This window comes from Streptomyces sp. CA-106110, from assembly GCF_050936285.1.
GTDB lineage: Bacteria > Actinomycetota > Actinomycetes > Streptomycetales > Streptomycetaceae > Streptomyces.
Genome location: NZ_JBNJNB010000001.1, coordinates 7,326,567 through 7,343,468, shown reverse-complemented (window position 1 = coordinate 7,343,468; position 16,902 = coordinate 7,326,567). Strand labels below are relative to the sequence as shown.

Here is a 16,902-nt window from a genome sequence, read left to right as displayed (position 1 = left end):
CCTCTTTCCCCGCGGGCCACAGTCCTCCACTATGGGTCACCCCCAAACTGGCCGGTAAGTCAGCGGAGCGGCGAACTGCGCCGCGCGGGTGCGAGGAGGCAGGTGGATGGCTCGGTCCGACGGGACGGGCAACGAGGCCGAAGCCGCGGGCGGGACATCCGCGGCGGACGACAGGGGTGAGACACCCACGGGTCCGTCCGACACACGGCTCACCGAGTTGCTGCGGGCGGACACCGCGACCTCGTACACGGCACTGCAGGAACTGCGCGCCCGCCATCGGGCCCCGGTTCTCGCCTACGCACGGCTGTGCACCACGAGCGAAACGGTCGCGCGGCAGCTGGCCGGACAGGCCTTCACCGCGGCGGCCCGCGAAACGGCGCGCGGCGTCGACCCGGGCGTCCCCTGGCGGCACCGGCTCCTGCTGCTGACCGCCGGGCTGGCGCTGTCCTGGGCCGCCGACGAGCGGGCCGCGGGCCTCGACCCCGGTCTGCTCCTGGTGCTGAACACAGCCGGGCCGAAGGGTCCCGTCCCGCCGATGCTCGCGGCGTTCCAGTCCCTTCCGTCCCGCACCCAGGGCCTGATCTGGTACGGCCTCGTGGAACAGGAGCCCGCGGCGAGGACGGCAGGTTTCCTCGGTCTCCGGCTCCAGGACGTCGAATACGGCGTCGGACAGGCCCTCCAGTCCATGGTGCAGGCCTGTCTGAGAATGCGCCTCGCCGCATCCGACGATCCGCGCTGCGGCGACTTCCGGCGGCTGATCGAGGAGTCGGTACGGCCGGACAGCCCCCGTTACAGCGCCGATCTGCACGCCCATATGGCGCACTGCGCGTACTGCACGGCCGCCTACGAAGAACTCACCGCTCTGCGGGAGAACCCGCGCGGCACGCTGGCCGATGGCCTGTTGCCATGGGGCGGCACGGCGTACATCGGGAACGGCACGAGCGAGCCGCTCGGCGTCACGGCCGCGACAGGGCGGCCCGCCTGGCCGCAGAACCGCCGGCTCGCGCTGGCCTCCACGGTTCTCGGACTGGCACTGGCGCCGCTGGTGATCTTCCTGCTGTCCTCGGGTGGCTCACCGGACCAGAGCGCGGCCGGCGCCTCCGTCAGCCCTCCAGGCGTCCCGCCGGCGGTGACGGTCACCGCGACGGTCTCGGTGCACCCTTCCACGTCGCCGACGGCCTCCCCCACCCCCACACCCACGCCGACCCGCAAGTCGCCTTCTCCCTCGCGGACTTCGAAGCCGCCGAAGCCGTCGCCGAAGCCGACCCCGACGGCGCACGCGCCGAACGGCTCCTTCGCCCAGATGGTGAACACCGCCTCGGGTCTGTGCCTGGAGGTCGCCGGAGACTTCGACAACGGCACGGACGTGGTCATGGTCCGCTGCACGTCCTCCCCGAGCCAGCGGTGGCGCGTCGACTCGGAACGCGGTGTCGTGCAGTCCGCGGCTGACCCCGACTACTGCCTGGACAGCCGCGGCTCCGTCTACAACGGCGTCGGCATCTGGACCTGCCACTCGGTCTACGGCTCCAACGGCCAGAACCTCAAGTTCGCCGTGGGCAGCGACGGTGTCATCCGCCCGGCCATCGCCATCGAGACGGCGCTCACCGCGCACGACGACGACAGCCTGTCGCTGGACCCGCTGACCGGAGGCGCGGACCAGCGGTGGCGGGCGGGCGCCCCCTGACCGACGGCGGCAGCGGCCGGGGCGCGCGCCCGGTCAGACCACGCGCCTGCCGCGCCGCCACACCTCGGTGACCAGCGGTACCCCCGGCCGGTACGCCAGGTGGACATGGCTCGGGGCGTCGAGGATCGCCAGGTCCGCGTACGCCCCCGGGGTGAGGCGGCCGATGTCCGTGCGGCGCAGGGCCTCGGCCCCTCCCGCCGTGGCCGACCAGACCGCCTCGTCGGGGGTCATGTGCATGTCCCGGACGGCCAGTGCGATGCAGAACGGTACCGAGGACGTGAAGGACGAACCCGGGTTGCAGTCCGTCGACAGGGCCACCGTCACCCCCGCGTCCAGCAGACGGCGGGCGTCGGGCCACTGCGCGCGGGTCGAGAACTCGGCGCCGGGCAGAAGCGTGGCGACCGTCCGGCCGTTGGCGAGCGCGTCCACGTCGGCGTCCGTCAGATGCGTGCAGTGATCGGCGCTGGCCGCGTCGAGTTCGACGGCGAGCTGCACACCGGGACCGTACGAGAGCTGGTTGGCGTGGATGCGCGGGTGCAGGCCCTTCTCCTTGCCGGCGGTCAGGATCGCGCGGGCCTGGTCGCCGTCGAAGGCGCCCTTCTCGCAGAAGACGTCGATCCACCGGGCGTACGGGGCGCACGCGTCGAGCATCTCGCCGGTGACCAGCGCCACGTACGCGGCCGGGTCGTCGGCGTGGTCCGGGGAGACGACATGGGCACCGAGATAGGTGACCTCGTCCGTGTGCGCGGAGGCGATGCGCAGGGCGCGCGCCTCGTCCTCGACCGTCAGGCCGTAGCCGGACTTCGTCTCGAACGTGGTGGTGCCCTGGCGGAGGGCCTCGTCGAGGTAGCGGACGAGATTGGCCTCGAGGTCCGCGTCCGTCGCCGCCCGGGTCGCGGCCACCGTGGTCCGGATGCCGCCCGCCGAGTAGCTGCGGCCCGACATACGGGCGTTGAACTCCTGCGTGCGGTCGCCCGCGAAGACGAGGTGCGAGTGGGAGTCCACGAAGCCCGGGATCACCGCCCGGCCGCCCGCGTCGACCCGGTTGTCAGTGGCGGGTGCTTGGCTTGACTCACCGATCCAGGCGACGCGGTCGCCGTCGATGACGACGGCCGCGTCCTGGATCAGTCCGAGGGGGGAGGCTCCCCCGTTCTCGGATGTACCCGAGCCGGGGGACCCCCGTCCGAGGGAGGGATCGTTGGTGACCAGGCTGGCGATGTTCGTGATGACCGTGCTGCTCATGGTTTCCTCGTGGGTGGCCGGGCCGGTGGTGGGCGTCAGGCGCGCAGGGCTTCGACGGCGTCCGCCAGCGCCCGCGGCACATCCGGTACGAGCGTGTGCACCCCGTCGCGTACGACATGGCGCCCGCCCACGACCGTATGGCGCACATCCGCTGCCGTCGCGGCGAATACGGCCGTCTCGGCGCCCTGCCGGGGCAGCGGCCCCGCGGTCCTGACCGAGTCGAGCGCGATCGTCGTGAAGTCGGCGAGTGCGTCGGGCTCCAGGACGCCCGCGTCCTGCCAGCCGAGTGCCGCGTGCCCGTCCTCGGAGGCGGCACGCAGCAGGGCCGCGGCCGTCCAGTGCCCGCGCGTACGGGTGCGCAGCCGCTCGTTCAGCTCCATCGCGCGCGCCTCCTCCAGGAGGTCGATCACGGCGTGGCTGTCGGAGCCCAGGGAGAGCGGGGAGCCGGCCGCCTGCAGGGCCTTGGCCGGGCCGATGCCGTCGGCGAGGTCGCGTTCGGTGGTCGGGCACATACAGGTGCCCGTGCCGGTGGAGCCGATCAGCCGGATGTCCTCGTCGGTGAGATGCGTGTTGTGGACGCCGGTGGTGCGCGGCCCGAGGACACCGTGGTCGGCCAGGAGGCGCGTGGGGGTGCAGCCGTGGGCCTTCTGGCAGGCGTCGTTCTCCGCCGTCTGCTCGGAGAGGTGCACATGCAGCGGGGCCCGCCGCTCCTCGGCCCAGCGCGCCACCGTGGCCAACTCCCCCGCGGGCACGGCCCGTACGGAGTGGATGGCCGCACCGATCCGCGCGTGATCCCGTTCCTTGAGAACTGAACAGCGTTCGGCCCAGGCGTCCGCGGTGCCGTCGGAGAAACGGATCTGGTGGGCGTTGGGCGGCTGCCCGAAGCCGGAGGACAGATAGGCGGTATCGAGGAGGGTGATGCGGATGCCGGCCTCGGCGGCGGCGTCGATGAGGGCCTCGCCCATGGCGTTGGGATCGGCATACCGGGTGCCGTCCGGGGCGTGGTGCACGTAGTGGAACTCGCCGACGGCGGTGACCCCGGCCAGCGCCATCTCCGCGTACACGGCGCGGGCGAGCGCGTGGTACGTCTCGGGGGTCAGCCGGTCGGCGACCGCGTACATGCCCTCCCGCCAGGTCCAGAAGGTGCCGGAGCCGACCTGGACCGTGCTGCGCAGGGCGCGGTGGAAGGCGTGCGAGTGGGCGTTGGCGAGCCCGGGGAGGGTGAGTCCGCGCAGGATCTCGGCGCCGGCGGGCGGAGTGCCGACGTCGGTGCGGACGGCGGTGATGCGGCCGTCCGCCACATCGAGGGCCACACCCTGCTCGACGACCGGGTCGAGCCAGGCGTGCTCCAGCCAGTACGTCCGTGTCACCTGGACATCAGCCCTTCCAGTACGTCGGCGAGTGCGGTCACCCCGGCCAGGCAGTCGTCCTCGGCGGCGTACTCGGCCGGGGAGTGCGACACACCGGTGGGGTTGCGCACGAACAGCATCGCGGTCGGGATGCTCGTGGAGAGGATCCCGGCGTCGTGTCCGGCCCCGGTACCCAGGACGGGAACGGTCAGGCCGGCGTCCTTGCCGAGGATGCGTGCGAGTTCGTCGCGCAGGGCGTGGTCGAACTCGACGACGGGCGTGAAGGACTCACGGACGACGTCGAGGTCGACCCCGTGGGCGTCGGCGTGCTCACGAGCCGCCTTCTCGATGCCGCCGACGACGGTGTCGAGGCTCTCCTGGTCGGCGGCGCGGGAGTCGAGCCAGCCACGGACCAGCGAGGGGATGGCGTTGACGCCGTTGGGCTCGACGGCGATCTTGCCGAAGGTGGCGACGGCACCGGCGAGCGCGGCCTCGCGGCGGGCGGCGAGGACGGTCTCGGCGTACGGCAGCATGGGGTCACGGCGGTCGACGAGCCGGGTCGTCCCCGCGTGGTTGGCCTCGCCACGGAAGTCGAACCGCCACCGGCCGTGCGGCCAGATGGCGCTGGCCACGCCCACCCGGTCGCCGCTCAGGTCGAGGGCGCGGCCCTGCTCGACGTGCAGTTCGACGAACGCGCCGATGCGGCCGAGCCGCTCCGGGTCCGGCCCGATGGCGTCGGGGTCGTGCCCGGCGGCCTCCATGGCCCTCGGCAGGGTGACGCCGTCGCCGTCGGTCAGCCGGTGCGCCTGTTCCCGGGTGAGCTGCCCGGCGGCCAGCCGCGACCCGACACAGGCGAGCCCGAACCGGGCGCCCTCCTCGTCCCCGAAGTTGACGATGGCGAGCGGCCTCGTGAACTCGACGCCCCGGTGGCGCAGTTCGTCGAGGGCCGCGAAGGAGGACACCACCCCGAGGGGCCCGTCGAAGGCGCCGCCGTCGGGTACGGAGTCCAGATGCGACCCGGTGACCACGGCGTCCCCGGCGGCGGGATCCCCGAGCCAGGCCCACTGGTTCCCGTTGCGGTCGACCTCGTAGCCGAGCCCCCGGCTGCGGGCCTGCTCCTCGAACCAGGCCCGGCATTCGCCGTCGACGGGCGTCCAGGCGAAGCGGCGGTAGCCGCCGGAGGCGGAGCTGCGGCCGATCGGCAGCAGCTCCGCCCACATGCTGTGGAAGGTCACGCGTCGTCACCTTCGCGCATCGGGACCCGCACGCCCCGCTCCCCGGCCACGGACTCCGCGATGTCGTACCCGGCGTCGACGTGCCGGATGACACCCATCCCGGGGTCGTTCGTCAGCACCCGGCGGATCTTCTCGCCGCCGAGCTTCGTGCCGTCGGCGACGGTCACCTGACCGGCGTGGATCGACCGGCCCATGCCGACGCCGCCGCCGTGGTGGATGGACACCCAGGAGGCGCCCGACGCCACGTTCACCATGGCGTTCAGCAGCGGCCAGTCCGCGATCGCGTCCGAGCCGTCGAGCATCGCCTCGGTCTCGCGGTACGGCGAGGCGACCGAGCCGCAGTCGAGGTGGTCACGGCCGATGACGATCGGCGCGCTGAGCTCACCGCTCGCCACCATGTCGTTGAACCGCTCGCCGGCCTTGTCCCGCTCGCCGTAGCCGAGCCAGCAGATACGGGCGGGCAGGCCCTGGAAGTGGACGCGCTCACCGGCCATCTTGATCCAGCGCGCGAGGGACTCGTTCTCCGGGAACAGGTCGAGGATCGCGCGGTCGGTCTTCGCGATGTCGGCCGGGTCACCGGACAGCGCCGCCCAGCGGAAGGGGCCCTTGCCCTCGCAGAACAGCGGCCTGATGTAGGCGGGCACAAAGCCGGGGAAGGCGAACGCGCGGTCGTATCCGGCCAGTTGAGCCTCGCCGCGGATCGAGTTGCCGTAGTCGAAGACCTCGGCACCGGCGTCCATGAAGCCGACCATCGCCTCGACGTGCTTGGCCATCGACTCACGGGCGCGCGTGGTGAAACCGGCCGGGTCCTTGGCGGCGGCGTCGGCCATGTCCTCGAACGCGACGCCGACCGGCAGGTACGCCAGCGGGTCGTGGGCCGAGGTCTGGTCGGTCACGATGTCGATGGGCGCGCTCATGGCGAGCAGCTGCGGGACGAGTTCGGCGGCGTTGCCGAGGACGCCGATGGACAGCGGGCGGCGGGCGTCCCGCGCCTCGACGGCCAGCTGGAGGGCGTGCTCCAGGGAGTCCGCCTTCACGTCCAGGTACCGGTGCTCGATACGGCGGTCGATGGCGCGCGGGTCGCAGTCGATGCAGATCGCGACGCCGTCGTTCATGGTGACGGCGAGCGGCTGGGCACCGCCCATGCCGCCGAGTCCGGCGGTCAGGGTGATGGTGCCGGCGAGCGTGCCGCCGAACTTCTTCGCGGCGACGGCGGCGAACGTCTCGTAGGTGCCCTGGAGGATGCCCTGGGTGCCGATGTAGATCCAGGAACCGGCGGTCATCTGCCCATACATGGTCAGGCCGAGGGCCTCCAGACGGCGGAACTCCTCCCAGTTGGCCCAGTCGCCGACGAGGTTGGAGTTGGCGAGCAGGACACGCGGCGCCCACTCGTGGGTCTGCATGACGCCGACGGGACGGCCGGACTGGACGAGCATCGTCTCGTCCTGCTTCAGGCCCTTCAGCGTGCGGACCATGGCGTCGAAGGAGCGCCAGTCACGCGCGGCCTTGCCGGTGCCGCCGTAGACGACGAGCTTGTCGGGGTGCTCGGCGACCTCGGGGTCGAGGTTGTTCTGCAGCATCCGCAGGGCGGCTTCCTGCTGCCATCCCAGGGCGCTCAGTTCCGTGCCGCGCGGCGCTCGGACAGGGCGGGGTCCTGACATGGTCTGCCTCCTGGGGTACGGCCGCACGCGGCTGGGGGCGCGCACGGACTGTTGCAGTGGTTATTCACATCCTGACCAACTGAATAGAACTAGTCAATACGTTCTTGCGCCAGCGTGGCGGCGGCGGGGATGTTTGGCTGGAGAGATGACCGCACACGGTGACACGGGGACGGGGGACGCGGTGGACACGAGGGGCAGCGGGACCCGGAGGGCCGGCGGGGACGAGCGCCCCGACGACGCCGAGCGGGTGGCGCGCCGGGACGAGGCCGTACGCGGCGCCGTCGAGCATGGGCTGCTGGGACCGGACGCCCCCATCGCCGCGCTGCTGGACGTGGCTGGCATCCGGGACTCGGCGGCGGCTCTGCGGGCGGCCTTCGACGCGGTGGTCCCGCCGGGCACGCCGGTGCTGCACGCCTTCGCGGTGAAGGCGACCCCGCTCGTACCGGTGCTGCGGCTGCTGCGGGAGGCGGGCATCGGCGCCGAGGTGGCGAGCCCCGGGGAGCTGGCGCTCGCCAGGGCGGCCGGGATGGCCCCGGAGCGGATCGTGCTGGACGCGCCCGCCAAGACACCGGCGGAGCTGCGGCAGGCCTTGGAGCTGGGGATCGCCGTGAACGCGGACAATCCTCAGGAGCTGGCGCGGATCGACTCCCTCGTCCGTACGACGAAGACGTCCTCCCCGCTCGGGATCCGGGTGAATCCGCAGATCGGGGGCGGTGCGATCGAGGCGCTGTCCACGGCGACCGCCACGTCCAAGTTCGGGGTGGCGCTGCGGGACGAGGGGGCGCGTGAGTGGCTGATACGCGCCTATGCGGAGCGGCCCTGGCTGACCAGGCTGCACGCGCACTCCGGTTCGCAGGGCGTACCGCTCTCGCTGATGGCCCGGGGCATAGCGGAGAGCCACACGCTCGCCGAGGAGATCAACCGGAGGGTCGGGCGGCGCCAGATCGACACGATCGACATCGGCGGCGGGCTGCCGGTCAACTTCGCCTCGGACAGGACGACGCCGACGTACGCGCAGTACGCACGGCTGCTCGCGGAGGCGGTGCCCGGGCTGTTCGACGGGCGGTACGGGCTGGTCACGGAGTTCGGGCGGTCCCTGCTGGCCAAGCACGGGACCGTGGTGGCGCGGGTGGAGTACACCAAGCGCGCGGGCGGCCGGGCCGTCGCCGTCACGCACGCGGGTGTGCAGGTCGCGACCCGAACGGTGTACGCGCCGGCGTCCTGGCCGCTGCGGATCGGGGCGTACGACGCGAAGGGGCACCCGAAGGAGGGGCCCGACGTGGTGCAGGACGTGGCGGGACCGGCGTGCTTCTCCGGCGACCTGCTGGCCGAGGCGCAGGCGCTTCCGCTCCTGGAGCAGGGCGACTACGCCGCGGCGCTGGACACCGGCGCCTACTACTTCGCGCACCACTACGCGTACAACTCCCTGGCCCGGCCGGGCGTGTACGGCTATGCGCCGGGCGAGGGCGGCGGGATCCGCTTCGCGGTGGTCCGGGAGCCGCAGACGCTCGAGGAGATCGTCGCGGAGTCGGGCGGAGCGCACGTGGGCACCCTCACGGAGCTCTGAGGACGCCGCGCGCCCCCAGCGGGCGCCCCTGCCCGTGCACCCCGTCCGCATATCCACACGTCAGAGCGCGGGCGTCACACCTGCCCCAACAGCCTCGTGAGCAGGCACAGCCAGCCCACCTTAGCGGTCGGCGGCATTTTCCACTGGAAAATGCCGGATCACTCACTCCTCGCGCACACGTTGCGTAACGTCGACGTCACTCAGCCGTACCCGAGGCGGGAGGGGAGCCACGGTGCCCGGAATCGACGAGTGCCTGCTGGAGGCCATGAGACTGCCCGGTGCCCGGGGTGCCGCGGTGGTCGACTGGATCAGCGGGCTCGCCCTGGGCACGGTCGGGGACTCACCCGGCGGTGACCACGAGAGGACGGCGGCGGAGGCCGCCGAACTGGCGCGACTGGCCGCCGAACACCGCGCGTTCGCCCCGGAGGGCGCCGACTGGGCCGACGAGGCGTGCCCGGTCGAGGACCTGATCATCGCCAACCGGGACAGCTACCACCTGCTGAGATTCGTCCCGACCAGCTTCGACAGCAGCGTCTTCCTGCATCTGTGGCTGGCCCGTGCGGAGGGCAATCTCGCCCTCGCACGCATCCGGCTCGGCGAGATGGCAGGGCGGCTGGTGCTGGGATGACGACGGTCAGGATGCCTTCCCCGTCGCCGTTGCCCGTGCGGCAGCAGACGCAGATCCCGAGCGGCGGCCTGTCGCCCATGCTCAGCCGGCTCGCCGCCGAACGCGCGGCCGGGGTGCTGATGCGCGAGGGCGGCATGCTCCATCTGTCCGACGGCCGGGTGGTGTACGCCGAGAGCCCCGCGACCCCGGGTCTCGACGCCCTGCTCATCGCGCGCGGCGCACTCGAGGAGGAGGGCTGGCGGGAGGCGGTCGCCCAGGCGGGAGCACAGCGCCTGGTGGGCCGGTTCCTGGTGGACCGCGGCCGGATCGGCCAGGGCGCGCTGGAGCTGTGCCATCTGGGGGCGCTGTTCGACGCGGCGTACTTCGTCCTAGGCCCGAGCAGCGCGCCCGCCCGCTTCCGCTACGGCGAGGGCCACTGGCTCGGCCCCGTCCGCCCGGTTCCGGTAGCCGCGCTGGAACGGGAGACGCTGCGCCGCCGCGAGCTCCTGCACCGCATCTGGCCCGACCCGGCGACGGACGAGGCGCCCCTCGTCCGCACCGGCCTCCCCGCGGGCCCGGCGGTCACGCCCCGCCAGGGGAAGGTGCTCGTCCGCATCGACGGCGTACGGACGGCGGCCGACATCTCACGAGAGCTGGGCCGCCCCGCGTTCCACACGTTGGTCGACGTCCGGCGCCTGGCCGCGGCGGGCGTCGTCTCGCCCGCCGCCGGCGCGGTCGCGCAGAGCGTTGCACCTCCTGTGCCCGCGCCGTCCTTGCCGCCTTTTGTCGACCCCCACATCACGTTGCTGAAGAGGCTGAGGGATGCGCTGGAGGCCCTTTGACCGGATCGAACGGCAACGCCCCGCCGAGAGGAGACCCCTGATGGACGCGGAGCCCGAGGTCCTTAAGGAACTCCGCCGGCTCAGAGCCCGCATCCCCCAGCTGACCGGCGCCCTCGCCGCGAGCGTCGACGGACTCGTCCTCGCCCAGGACGCGCCGGGCGTCGAACCGGAAGGGATCGCCGCGCTGACCGCGGCCGCGCTCGGCGTCGCCATGCGGCTTTCCGACGCGACGGGCCAGGGCGACTTCCGTGAGCTGCTCGTCCGCGGCGTCCACGGCCATGTGGCCACCTACGCGGCCGGCCGCAGCGCCGTGCTGACGCTGCTGGCCCAGGACCGGGTCAACGTCGGCCGGCTGCACCTGGAGGGCCGGCGCGCGAGCACCCGGATCGGCGAACTGGTCGACGAGGCCGCGCTCCCGACCGAGCCCGCGCCCTCCCGCGCCATCGGAACACCCACCAAGACCGCCGCCAGGTCCGCACCTACGCGGACCCGCACCACGCGCACCCCCGCGAGCCCTCGATCGGCCGCGAACGCGCGCACCACCACGGAAAGTTGAAGGGACACACCACCAAATGGCCAACACCGAAACCACGCTGAAAGAAGCGCTCGCCGCGATCGAGGGTGCGACCGGGGCAGCCCTGGTCGACTACACCAGCGGCATGGCGCTCGGCACACTCGGCGGCAGCAAGAGCTTCGACCTCACCGTCGCGGCCGCAGGCAACACCGACGTCGTCCGGGCCAAGCTGCGCACCATGGAGCACCTCGGCCTGAAGGGGCAGATCGAGGACATCCTGATCACGCTGAGCGACCAGTACCACCTGATCCGGCTGCTCACCGGCCGCGGCGGCAACGGTCTGTTCCTCTACCTCGTCCTCGACGCCAAGCGCGCCAATCTGGCGATGGCCCGCCACCAGCTGAAGAAGATCGAGGAGGACCTGGAGGTCTGACCGCGGTCGCCGCCGCGCGCTACACGAGCTCCGCGGTACGGCGGCGCGCCCCGCCCGGGGCCGCGTCGCCGGCCGCGACGCCGGTGCCGCGGTAGCCCTTGACCGGCTTGCCCGCGGGCGCGCCGCCACGGCGGTCGAGCCAGTCCACCCGTACCCAGAGCAGAGCGTCGTCGGCACGCTCGCGGCGGCCCAGCCAGGCGGCCTTCAGCCACAGCCCGGCGCCGGTTCCGGCGAGCAGCATGCCACCGGCGGCGGGTACCACGAAGGAGCTGCCGAGTGCGGCGACGAAGGCGGCGAGCAGCCACCAGCGGTGTCCCAGCCGCCAGCCGCGGACGGTGACCGCTCGGTCCTGGAGCACGTCGTACTTGCCGGCGCGGGCGGCACCGCGGGCGAGGGCCGTGTACCGCTTGCGGCGCCCGTACGCGGTGACCGCGGTCGCGACGATGAACAGCGCGGCTCCGGCCATGACACCGAGCCGGCGCCCCGTCACTCCCGGCACGAGCACGCCGATGCCGGCCGCGAACACTCCGAGCCAGCACAGTGGCGCGGCCCCGGCTCGCACGACGACGGCCGCCCGGGCCAGTGCTTGTCCTCCAAGTCCTCCGCGTCCCACGTTCCGGCCTCCCGTCTCACCTGGTGATGTGGATCAGTTCGGGCAGGCTAACGACAGAAACTGAGACGAGTCTGAAAAAGACCGCCGCCCGAGGGAGGTCCGGCATCGAGCGGGGCTACTCCACGAACAGCCCCCGGGTAGCGGCCTGCACATCGAACTCCTCCAGGCGGGCCTGCGCGTCCGGCAGGTCGTCACACATCGCCTCGAGCAGCACCCGGCCGAGCAGCATCGGCGCACAGGCCGTGTCGAAGGCGAGTCCCGTGCCGACCGCGGCGGGCAGCAGCAGGTCCGAGAACTTCGCCACCGGTGCGAACACCGAGTCGGCGACGGTGACCACCGTCAGACCCGACTCCTTGCCGTAGGCGAGCGCGTCCACGACCTCGCGCGGGTGCCGCGGCAGCGCGAAGCACAGCAGCGCGCTCGCCCCCGCCCGCACGGCCGCGTCGACGCGGTCCTGGAGCATCGTGCCGCCCTCGTTGAGCAGCCGGACATCGGGGTGCACCTTCGCCGCGAAGTACGCGAAGCCGTACGCCTGGGAGGCCGCCGCCCGCAGTCCGAGGACGGGCAGCGGGCGCGAGGCGGCGAGGATCCGCCCGGCCTGCTCCACGGGCCGCGGGTCGGCCAGCACCTCCGCCAGGTGCTTCAGATTCTCGATCTCCGCCTCGACGGCCTGCTGGTACTCGTTGTACGACCCCGGTCCCGGCGTCTGCTCGGCGGGCGCCACGTCGCGCAGGTGCCGGCGCAGCGCCGGGTAGCCGTCGAAACCGAGGGCGACCGCGAAGCGGGTGACGGACGGCTGGCTGACCCCGGCGAGTTCGGCCAGCTCCACGCTGGACAGGAACGGCACGTCGGCGGCCCGCCGCACCATGCTGTGCGCGATGCGCCGCTGGGTCGGCGTGAGCCGGTGCCCCTCGAAGAGCGCTTGCAGCCGTGCGGCCGGACTGTCGGTCACGCTCATGGCGTGCTCCCCCTCCAGATGTCGGTGAACCGGTCGAGCAGGTGCGCCGCCGCCGTGACGTCGTCCGTGAGCGGCCGGTCGGCCAGGTCCCGGTCGAGCACCGTCTCGGCGAGCTCCAGCGCCCGGCCCACCGGGAGCTCCGGCTCGGGCCTGAGGCCGCGCAGATGCAACGCCCTTACGGCGGCGACCAGTTCACAACCGACCACCAGACGGTACGCGCGGCACACGCGTAGCGTCTGGCGCGCGGCGAGCGAGGCGAAACTGGCCTGTTCCTCGACGCCCCGGGAGAGTACAGCGTGGCCGAGCGACGCGGGCGCGGAGAACGCCCGCAGATCACCGAGCGCGGCCCCGGCGGCGTACTCCAGGATCATCACACCCGAGGAGGCGGGCTCCTGATCGGCGAGGAAGGGCCGCAGCCGGGTGTAGGCGGGCTCGTTCAGCGTCGACAGCCGGGATGTGGACAGCCGCGCGACCTGGGTCACGGCCAGCCTGAAGTGGTCCAGGGCGAGGGCGAGCTGGGCCGCGTAGAAGCCTCCGTGGTGGTAGGCGGCCATGTCCTCGGGGGAGATCAGCGGGTTCTCGGCGGCCGCGTTGATCTCCACGGTGATGACGTCCTCCAGTGCGTTGGCCGCGTCGAGCGCGGGGCCGTGGATCTGGGGCAGGCAGCGGAAGCCGTACGGGTCCTGGATACGGCCCAGCGGCGGTGTCGGCCGGTCGGCGGCGCCGATCAGCTCCCGCATGCGGCGGGCGACCTCGGCGGAGCCCCGGTGCGGCCGGGCGGCGTGCACGGGTGCGGCGTACGCCTCGTGCGAACCGTCCACCGCGAGCAACGAGAGCGCGGCGACGACCTGGGTGGCGCCGATCAGCCCGCGCAGCTCGTGCAGCGCGAGCGCGGCCTGGCCGAGGGTAAGGGCGTTGCTGCTGATGAAGGCGAGCGCGTCGTTGTTGTCCAACGCCTGGGGCTCCGGCGCGCCCGTCCCCCTCCAGGCATGCTCGCCGGCGAGCGCCAGGCCTGCCTGCGCCAGCGCCGCGATGTCGCCGGTTCCCACCGACCCGAACTCGTTGACGACCGGGTAAGCCCCGCTCTCCAGGGCCTCGCACAACGCCGTGACCACGCCGGGCCGCAGACCGGCGCCGCCCGCGAGCAGCTGGTTGGCCCGGATGGCCAGCATCGCCCGGACCTGACGGGCCGGCAGCTCCGCGCCGATCGCGCCCGCGTGACTGCGCAGCAGGCGCAGTCCGTGCCCGGCGGCGGCGTCCGTCGGCACGTCCTCGGTGCGGTTCGCGCCCACGCCTGTCGAGCGGCCGTACACACGTCCGGTCGCCGCGATCCGCCGGGCGGCGTCCCAGGACTCCGTCACCCGCTTCATCGCGTCGGTGCCGGGGACGGGCCGCGCGGAAGCGTCGGCGAGGCGCACGACGTCGGCGACGCCCATGCCGCATCCGTCGAGGACCACGACGTCATGGGCGCTGTTCAGCGCCCCGTCCACGATCCGTGACGACATCACCCGCGGACACCCACCAATCCGGACATCGGATCTCGCTGGCCGACCATGAGCAACCAGCGATCATGCCGGACCATCGACAAGCTATTCAGACACCTAGAACTCTGCATGACGATATGCAGGCCAGGCAAGGGACCCTGATCCGATTCGTCGAGTCCCGTCGCGTCCCGGCCGAGCCTGGCGGACCCCAGCAGGAAAAGGGGGGCTACCCCCAGTGCGGAGCGGGGTCCGGCTCCCTAACGTGTGTCGCATGAGCGGAATGGACGCGCGGGACGCCGACCTCAAGAAGGAACTCAACGCCACCCTGCAGGCCCGCAGGGAACTGGGCGAGGAGTACGAGACGGCGCTGGTCGACTCCTTCCTGGAGAAGGTCGACCAGCGCATCGACACCGCGATCGACCGCCAGGTGCGGCGGCAGCTGGCCGAGCAGCAGATGGTGGTGGCGCGCGGCTCGCGGTCACCACGGGCGACGGATTCCTGGGGCGAGCGCTTCGGCTTCGGCATCGTGTCGCTGGTGCTGGCCATCCCGCTGTCGGCGATCGGCGCGGGTACCGCCCATCTACCCGGCCTGCTGATCAGCTGGGCGGGCATCGTCGGCGTCAACGCCGTGCAGGCCGCCCGCACCACCCCCGGGCTCTTCGGCGGCCGCCGAAAGTCGCGCCAGGACGGCGACTGGGAGAACTGATCCCGTGGTCTGCGCCCGCGGCAGGGCGCACGTCAGCCTCGGTGGCCGGGCGACGGCCACCGAGGCTGACGTGCGCCGGGAAAGAGATGCGCGTGCACCCGGTAGGCGACACGCGCGTGCGCCGGAAAGGAGATGCGCGCGTCCACCGGAACGGCATGCGCCTGTGCGCTGAAAAAGAAATGCGCGGGGACCGCCGCACCCCCGTTGCCGGGGGGCGGGACGACGGCGGTCCCCGCGAGGGACGCGGGCCGGGTCAGGGCCGGGCTTGCGCGTCCATGGCGTCCATGGAGGTCCGGGAGCCGCTCCGGAGGTCCTTGGCGCCGTTTCGTCGCCGGCGGTGGCGGGGAGCCGCTCCCGCCTGCCGACACCCACTAATGTGCCGGACCCGTGTTAAGTGTGTGCTGCGCGAACGTGTCGCGCTCGTACCACTTCCGAAAGGCCCGTGTCCCCACACGTCACCGCACGTTCCCCGGCGACACGGCCGGTTCACCGGGCGTTCGCTACTGCTTTCCCCCCTTGGCGAGGAACGCCAGCAGGTCCTGCCGGCTCACCACGCCGCTCGGCTTGCCCTCGACGAGGACGATCGCGGCGTCGGCCGTACCGAGCACCGACATCAGGTCCCCGACCGGTTCGCCGGAACCGACCTGCGGCAGCGGCGCCGACATGTGCTTCTCCAGCGGGTCGTCGAGCGAGGCGCGCTTGGTGTACAACGCGTCCAGCAGCTCGCGCTCGACGACGGAGCCCACGACCTCGGCGGCCATCACGTCCGGGTGACCGGCACCAGGCTTGACGATCGGCATCTGCGAGACGCCGTACTCGCGCAGCACCTCGATGGCCTGGCCCACCGTCTCGTCCGGGTGCATGTGGACGAGGGTGGGGATACCGCCCTCCTTGTCGCTCAGCACGTCTCCGACGCGGGCGTTCGGGCCGGCGTCCTCAAGGAAGCCGTAGTCGGCCATCCACTCGTCGTTGAAGATCTTGCTGAGGTAGCCGCGGCCGCTGTCGGGCAGGAGGACGACCACCACGTCGTCGGGGCCGAGCCGCTCGGCGACCCGCAGCGCCCCCACGACCGCCATGCCGCAGGAGCCGCCGACCAGCAGCCCCTCCTCCTTCGCCAGCCGCCGGGTCATCTGGAAGGAGTCCTTGTCGGACACCGCGACGATCTCGTCCGGGACCTCCGGGTCGTACGCGGTCGGCCAGAAGTCCTCGCCCACGCCCTCGACCAGATACGGCCGGCCGGACCCGCCGGAGTACACCGATCCCTCGGGGTCGGCGCCGATGACCTTGACCCGGCCGCCGCTGGCCTCCTTCAGGTAGCGCCCGGTACCGGAGATGGTCCCGCCGGTGCCGACGCCGGCGACGAAGTGAGTGATCTTCCCCTCCGTCTGCTCCCACAGCTCGGGTCCTGTGGAGTGATAGTGCGACAGCGGGTTGTTCGGGTTGGAGTACTGGTCCGGCTTCCAGGCGCCGGGCGTCTCACGGACCAGCCGGTCGGAGACGTTGTAGTACGAGTCCGGGTGCTCCGGGGCCACCGCGGTCGGGCACACGACCACCTCGGCGCCGTACGCGCGCAGCACGTTGATCTTGTCCGTGGAGACCTTGTCGGGGCACACGAAGATGCACTTGTAGCCCTTCTGCTGGGCCACGATCGCGAGACCCACGCCCGTGTTCCCGCTGGTCGGTTCGACGATCGTGCCTCCCGGCTTGAGCTCGCCGCTCTCCTCGGCTGCCTCGATCATGCGCAGGGCGATGCGGTCCTTCACGGAACCGCCGGGGTTGAAGTACTCGACCTTGGCCAGCACGGTCGCCTGGATACCGGCGGTCACGCGGTTGAGCCTCAGCAGCGGGGTGTTGCCGACCAGGCTGATCATCGAGTCGTGGAATTGCACCGTTGTCTCCGGTTGCTGCAAAAGAAGTGGTCGTGGTGGTTCCGCCAGCGTAAGGGCTACCGGGCGGTCCGCAGGAGCGGGCCGTCCCGGGCGTTCACGTCCGGTTGAGATTGGACGA

Annotated in this window: 15 protein-coding genes; 7 read left to right on the top strand and 8 right to left on the bottom strand. The window is 72.4% G+C overall.

What is annotated here, in order from left to right; genetic code table 11:
* Positions 1 to 106: 106 nt before the first annotated feature.
* Entirely contained in the window at positions 107 to 1,684 is a 1,578-nt protein-coding gene (locus ACQEXA_RS33920; protein ID WP_432928464.1) for a ricin-type beta-trefoil lectin domain protein, read from the top strand.
* Positions 1,685 to 1,717: 33 nt separating this feature from the next.
* Here the strand turns inward: ACQEXA_RS33920 and hutI are convergent, their stop codons facing one another.
* Genes hutI through hutU form a run of 4 tightly spaced genes read right to left on the bottom strand, consistent with a single transcriptional unit; the run spans position 1,718 to position 7,171 of the window.
* Positions 1,718 to 2,926 (bottom strand): imidazolonepropionase, encoded by a 1,209-nt coding sequence (gene hutI / locus ACQEXA_RS33915; RefSeq protein ID WP_432928466.1) that lies wholly within the window; start codon positions 2,924 to 2,926, stop codon positions 1,718 to 1,720.
* Positions 2,927 to 2,961: 35 nt separating this feature from the next.
* Entirely contained in the window at positions 2,962 to 4,296 is a 1,335-nt protein-coding gene (locus ACQEXA_RS33910; RefSeq protein WP_432928468.1) for a formimidoylglutamate deiminase, read from the bottom strand.
* Positions 4,293 to 5,510, bottom strand: a complete 1,218-nt coding sequence (locus tag ACQEXA_RS33905) for an allantoate amidohydrolase (protein ID WP_432928470.1) — start codon at positions 5,508 to 5,510, stop codon at positions 4,293 to 4,295. Before ACQEXA_RS33905 ends, ACQEXA_RS33910 begins: the two co-directional genes overlap by 4 nt.
* Positions 5,507 to 7,171, bottom strand: coding sequence for a urocanate hydratase (gene hutU / locus ACQEXA_RS33900; RefSeq protein ID WP_359409421.1), 1,665 nt, complete (start codon positions 7,169 to 7,171; stop codon positions 5,507 to 5,509). Before hutU ends, ACQEXA_RS33905 begins: the two co-directional genes overlap by 4 nt.
* A gap of 145 nt (positions 7,172 to 7,316) precedes the next feature.
* Here hutU and ACQEXA_RS33895 point away from each other — a divergent pair, with 145 nt between their 5' ends.
* The 5 genes from ACQEXA_RS33895 (at position 7,317) to ACQEXA_RS33875 (ending at position 11,134) form a co-directional block, all read left to right on the top strand.
* A complete protein-coding gene (locus ACQEXA_RS33895) occupies positions 7,317 to 8,738 on the top strand; it encodes a diaminopimelate decarboxylase (RefSeq protein ID WP_432928473.1) in 1,422 nt (473 codons plus the stop codon).
* A gap of 232 nt (positions 8,739 to 8,970) precedes the next feature.
* Positions 8,971 to 9,366 carry a hypothetical protein gene (locus ACQEXA_RS33890; protein WP_432928475.1) on the top strand — a complete coding sequence of 132 codons (396 nt, stop codon included), beginning with the start codon at positions 8,971 to 8,973 and terminating at the stop codon, positions 9,364 to 9,366.
* 11 nt (positions 9,367 to 9,377) lie between these two features.
* Complete coding sequence (locus ACQEXA_RS33885; protein WP_432928477.1) at positions 9,378 to 10,187, top strand: transcriptional regulator; 810 nt, start codon at positions 9,378 to 9,380, stop codon at positions 10,185 to 10,187.
* 40 nt (positions 10,188 to 10,227) lie between these two features.
* Positions 10,228 to 10,743 (top strand): roadblock/LC7 domain-containing protein, encoded by a 516-nt coding sequence (locus tag ACQEXA_RS33880; protein ID WP_433131910.1) that lies wholly within the window; start codon positions 10,228 to 10,230, stop codon positions 10,741 to 10,743.
* Positions 10,744 to 10,759: 16 nt separating this feature from the next.
* Positions 10,760 to 11,134 (top strand): hypothetical protein, encoded by a 375-nt coding sequence (locus ACQEXA_RS33875; protein ID WP_359409410.1) that lies wholly within the window; start codon positions 10,760 to 10,762, stop codon positions 11,132 to 11,134.
* A gap of 19 nt (positions 11,135 to 11,153) precedes the next feature.
* Here the strand turns inward: ACQEXA_RS33875 and ACQEXA_RS33870 are convergent, their stop codons facing one another.
* From ACQEXA_RS33870 to ACQEXA_RS33860, 3 genes are all read right to left on the bottom strand, one after another.
* The gene (locus tag ACQEXA_RS33870; protein ID WP_432928481.1) at positions 11,154 to 11,747 is read right to left on the bottom strand and encodes a hypothetical protein; all 594 of its coding nucleotides are present in this window, start codon (positions 11,745 to 11,747) and stop codon (positions 11,154 to 11,156) included.
* Between the two features lie 115 nt (positions 11,748 to 11,862).
* On the bottom strand, positions 11,863 to 12,705 hold the full coding sequence (locus ACQEXA_RS33865; RefSeq protein ID WP_432928483.1) for a MurR/RpiR family transcriptional regulator: 843 nt from the start codon (positions 12,703 to 12,705) through the stop codon (positions 11,863 to 11,865).
* Positions 12,702 to 14,210 carry an aromatic amino acid ammonia-lyase gene (locus tag ACQEXA_RS33860; protein WP_432928485.1) on the bottom strand — a complete coding sequence of 503 codons (1,509 nt, stop codon included), beginning with the start codon at positions 14,208 to 14,210 and terminating at the stop codon, positions 12,702 to 12,704. The genes ACQEXA_RS33865 and ACQEXA_RS33860 overlap by 4 nt, the downstream gene beginning before the upstream one ends.
* Before the next feature lie 259 nt (positions 14,211 to 14,469).
* On the opposite strand from ACQEXA_RS33860, the gene ACQEXA_RS33855 reads away from it, so the two are divergent.
* Positions 14,470 to 14,895, top strand: a complete 426-nt coding sequence (locus ACQEXA_RS33855; RefSeq protein WP_359411872.1) for a hypothetical protein — start codon at positions 14,470 to 14,472, stop codon at positions 14,893 to 14,895.
* A 500-nt stretch (positions 14,896 to 15,395) separates the two neighbouring features.
* Here ACQEXA_RS33855 and ACQEXA_RS33850 read toward each other — a convergent pair whose 3' ends face one another.
* Positions 15,396 to 16,784, bottom strand: coding sequence for a cystathionine beta-synthase (locus ACQEXA_RS33850; RefSeq protein ID WP_359411868.1), 1,389 nt, complete (start codon positions 16,782 to 16,784; stop codon positions 15,396 to 15,398).
* Positions 16,785 to 16,902 lie beyond the last annotated feature (118 nt).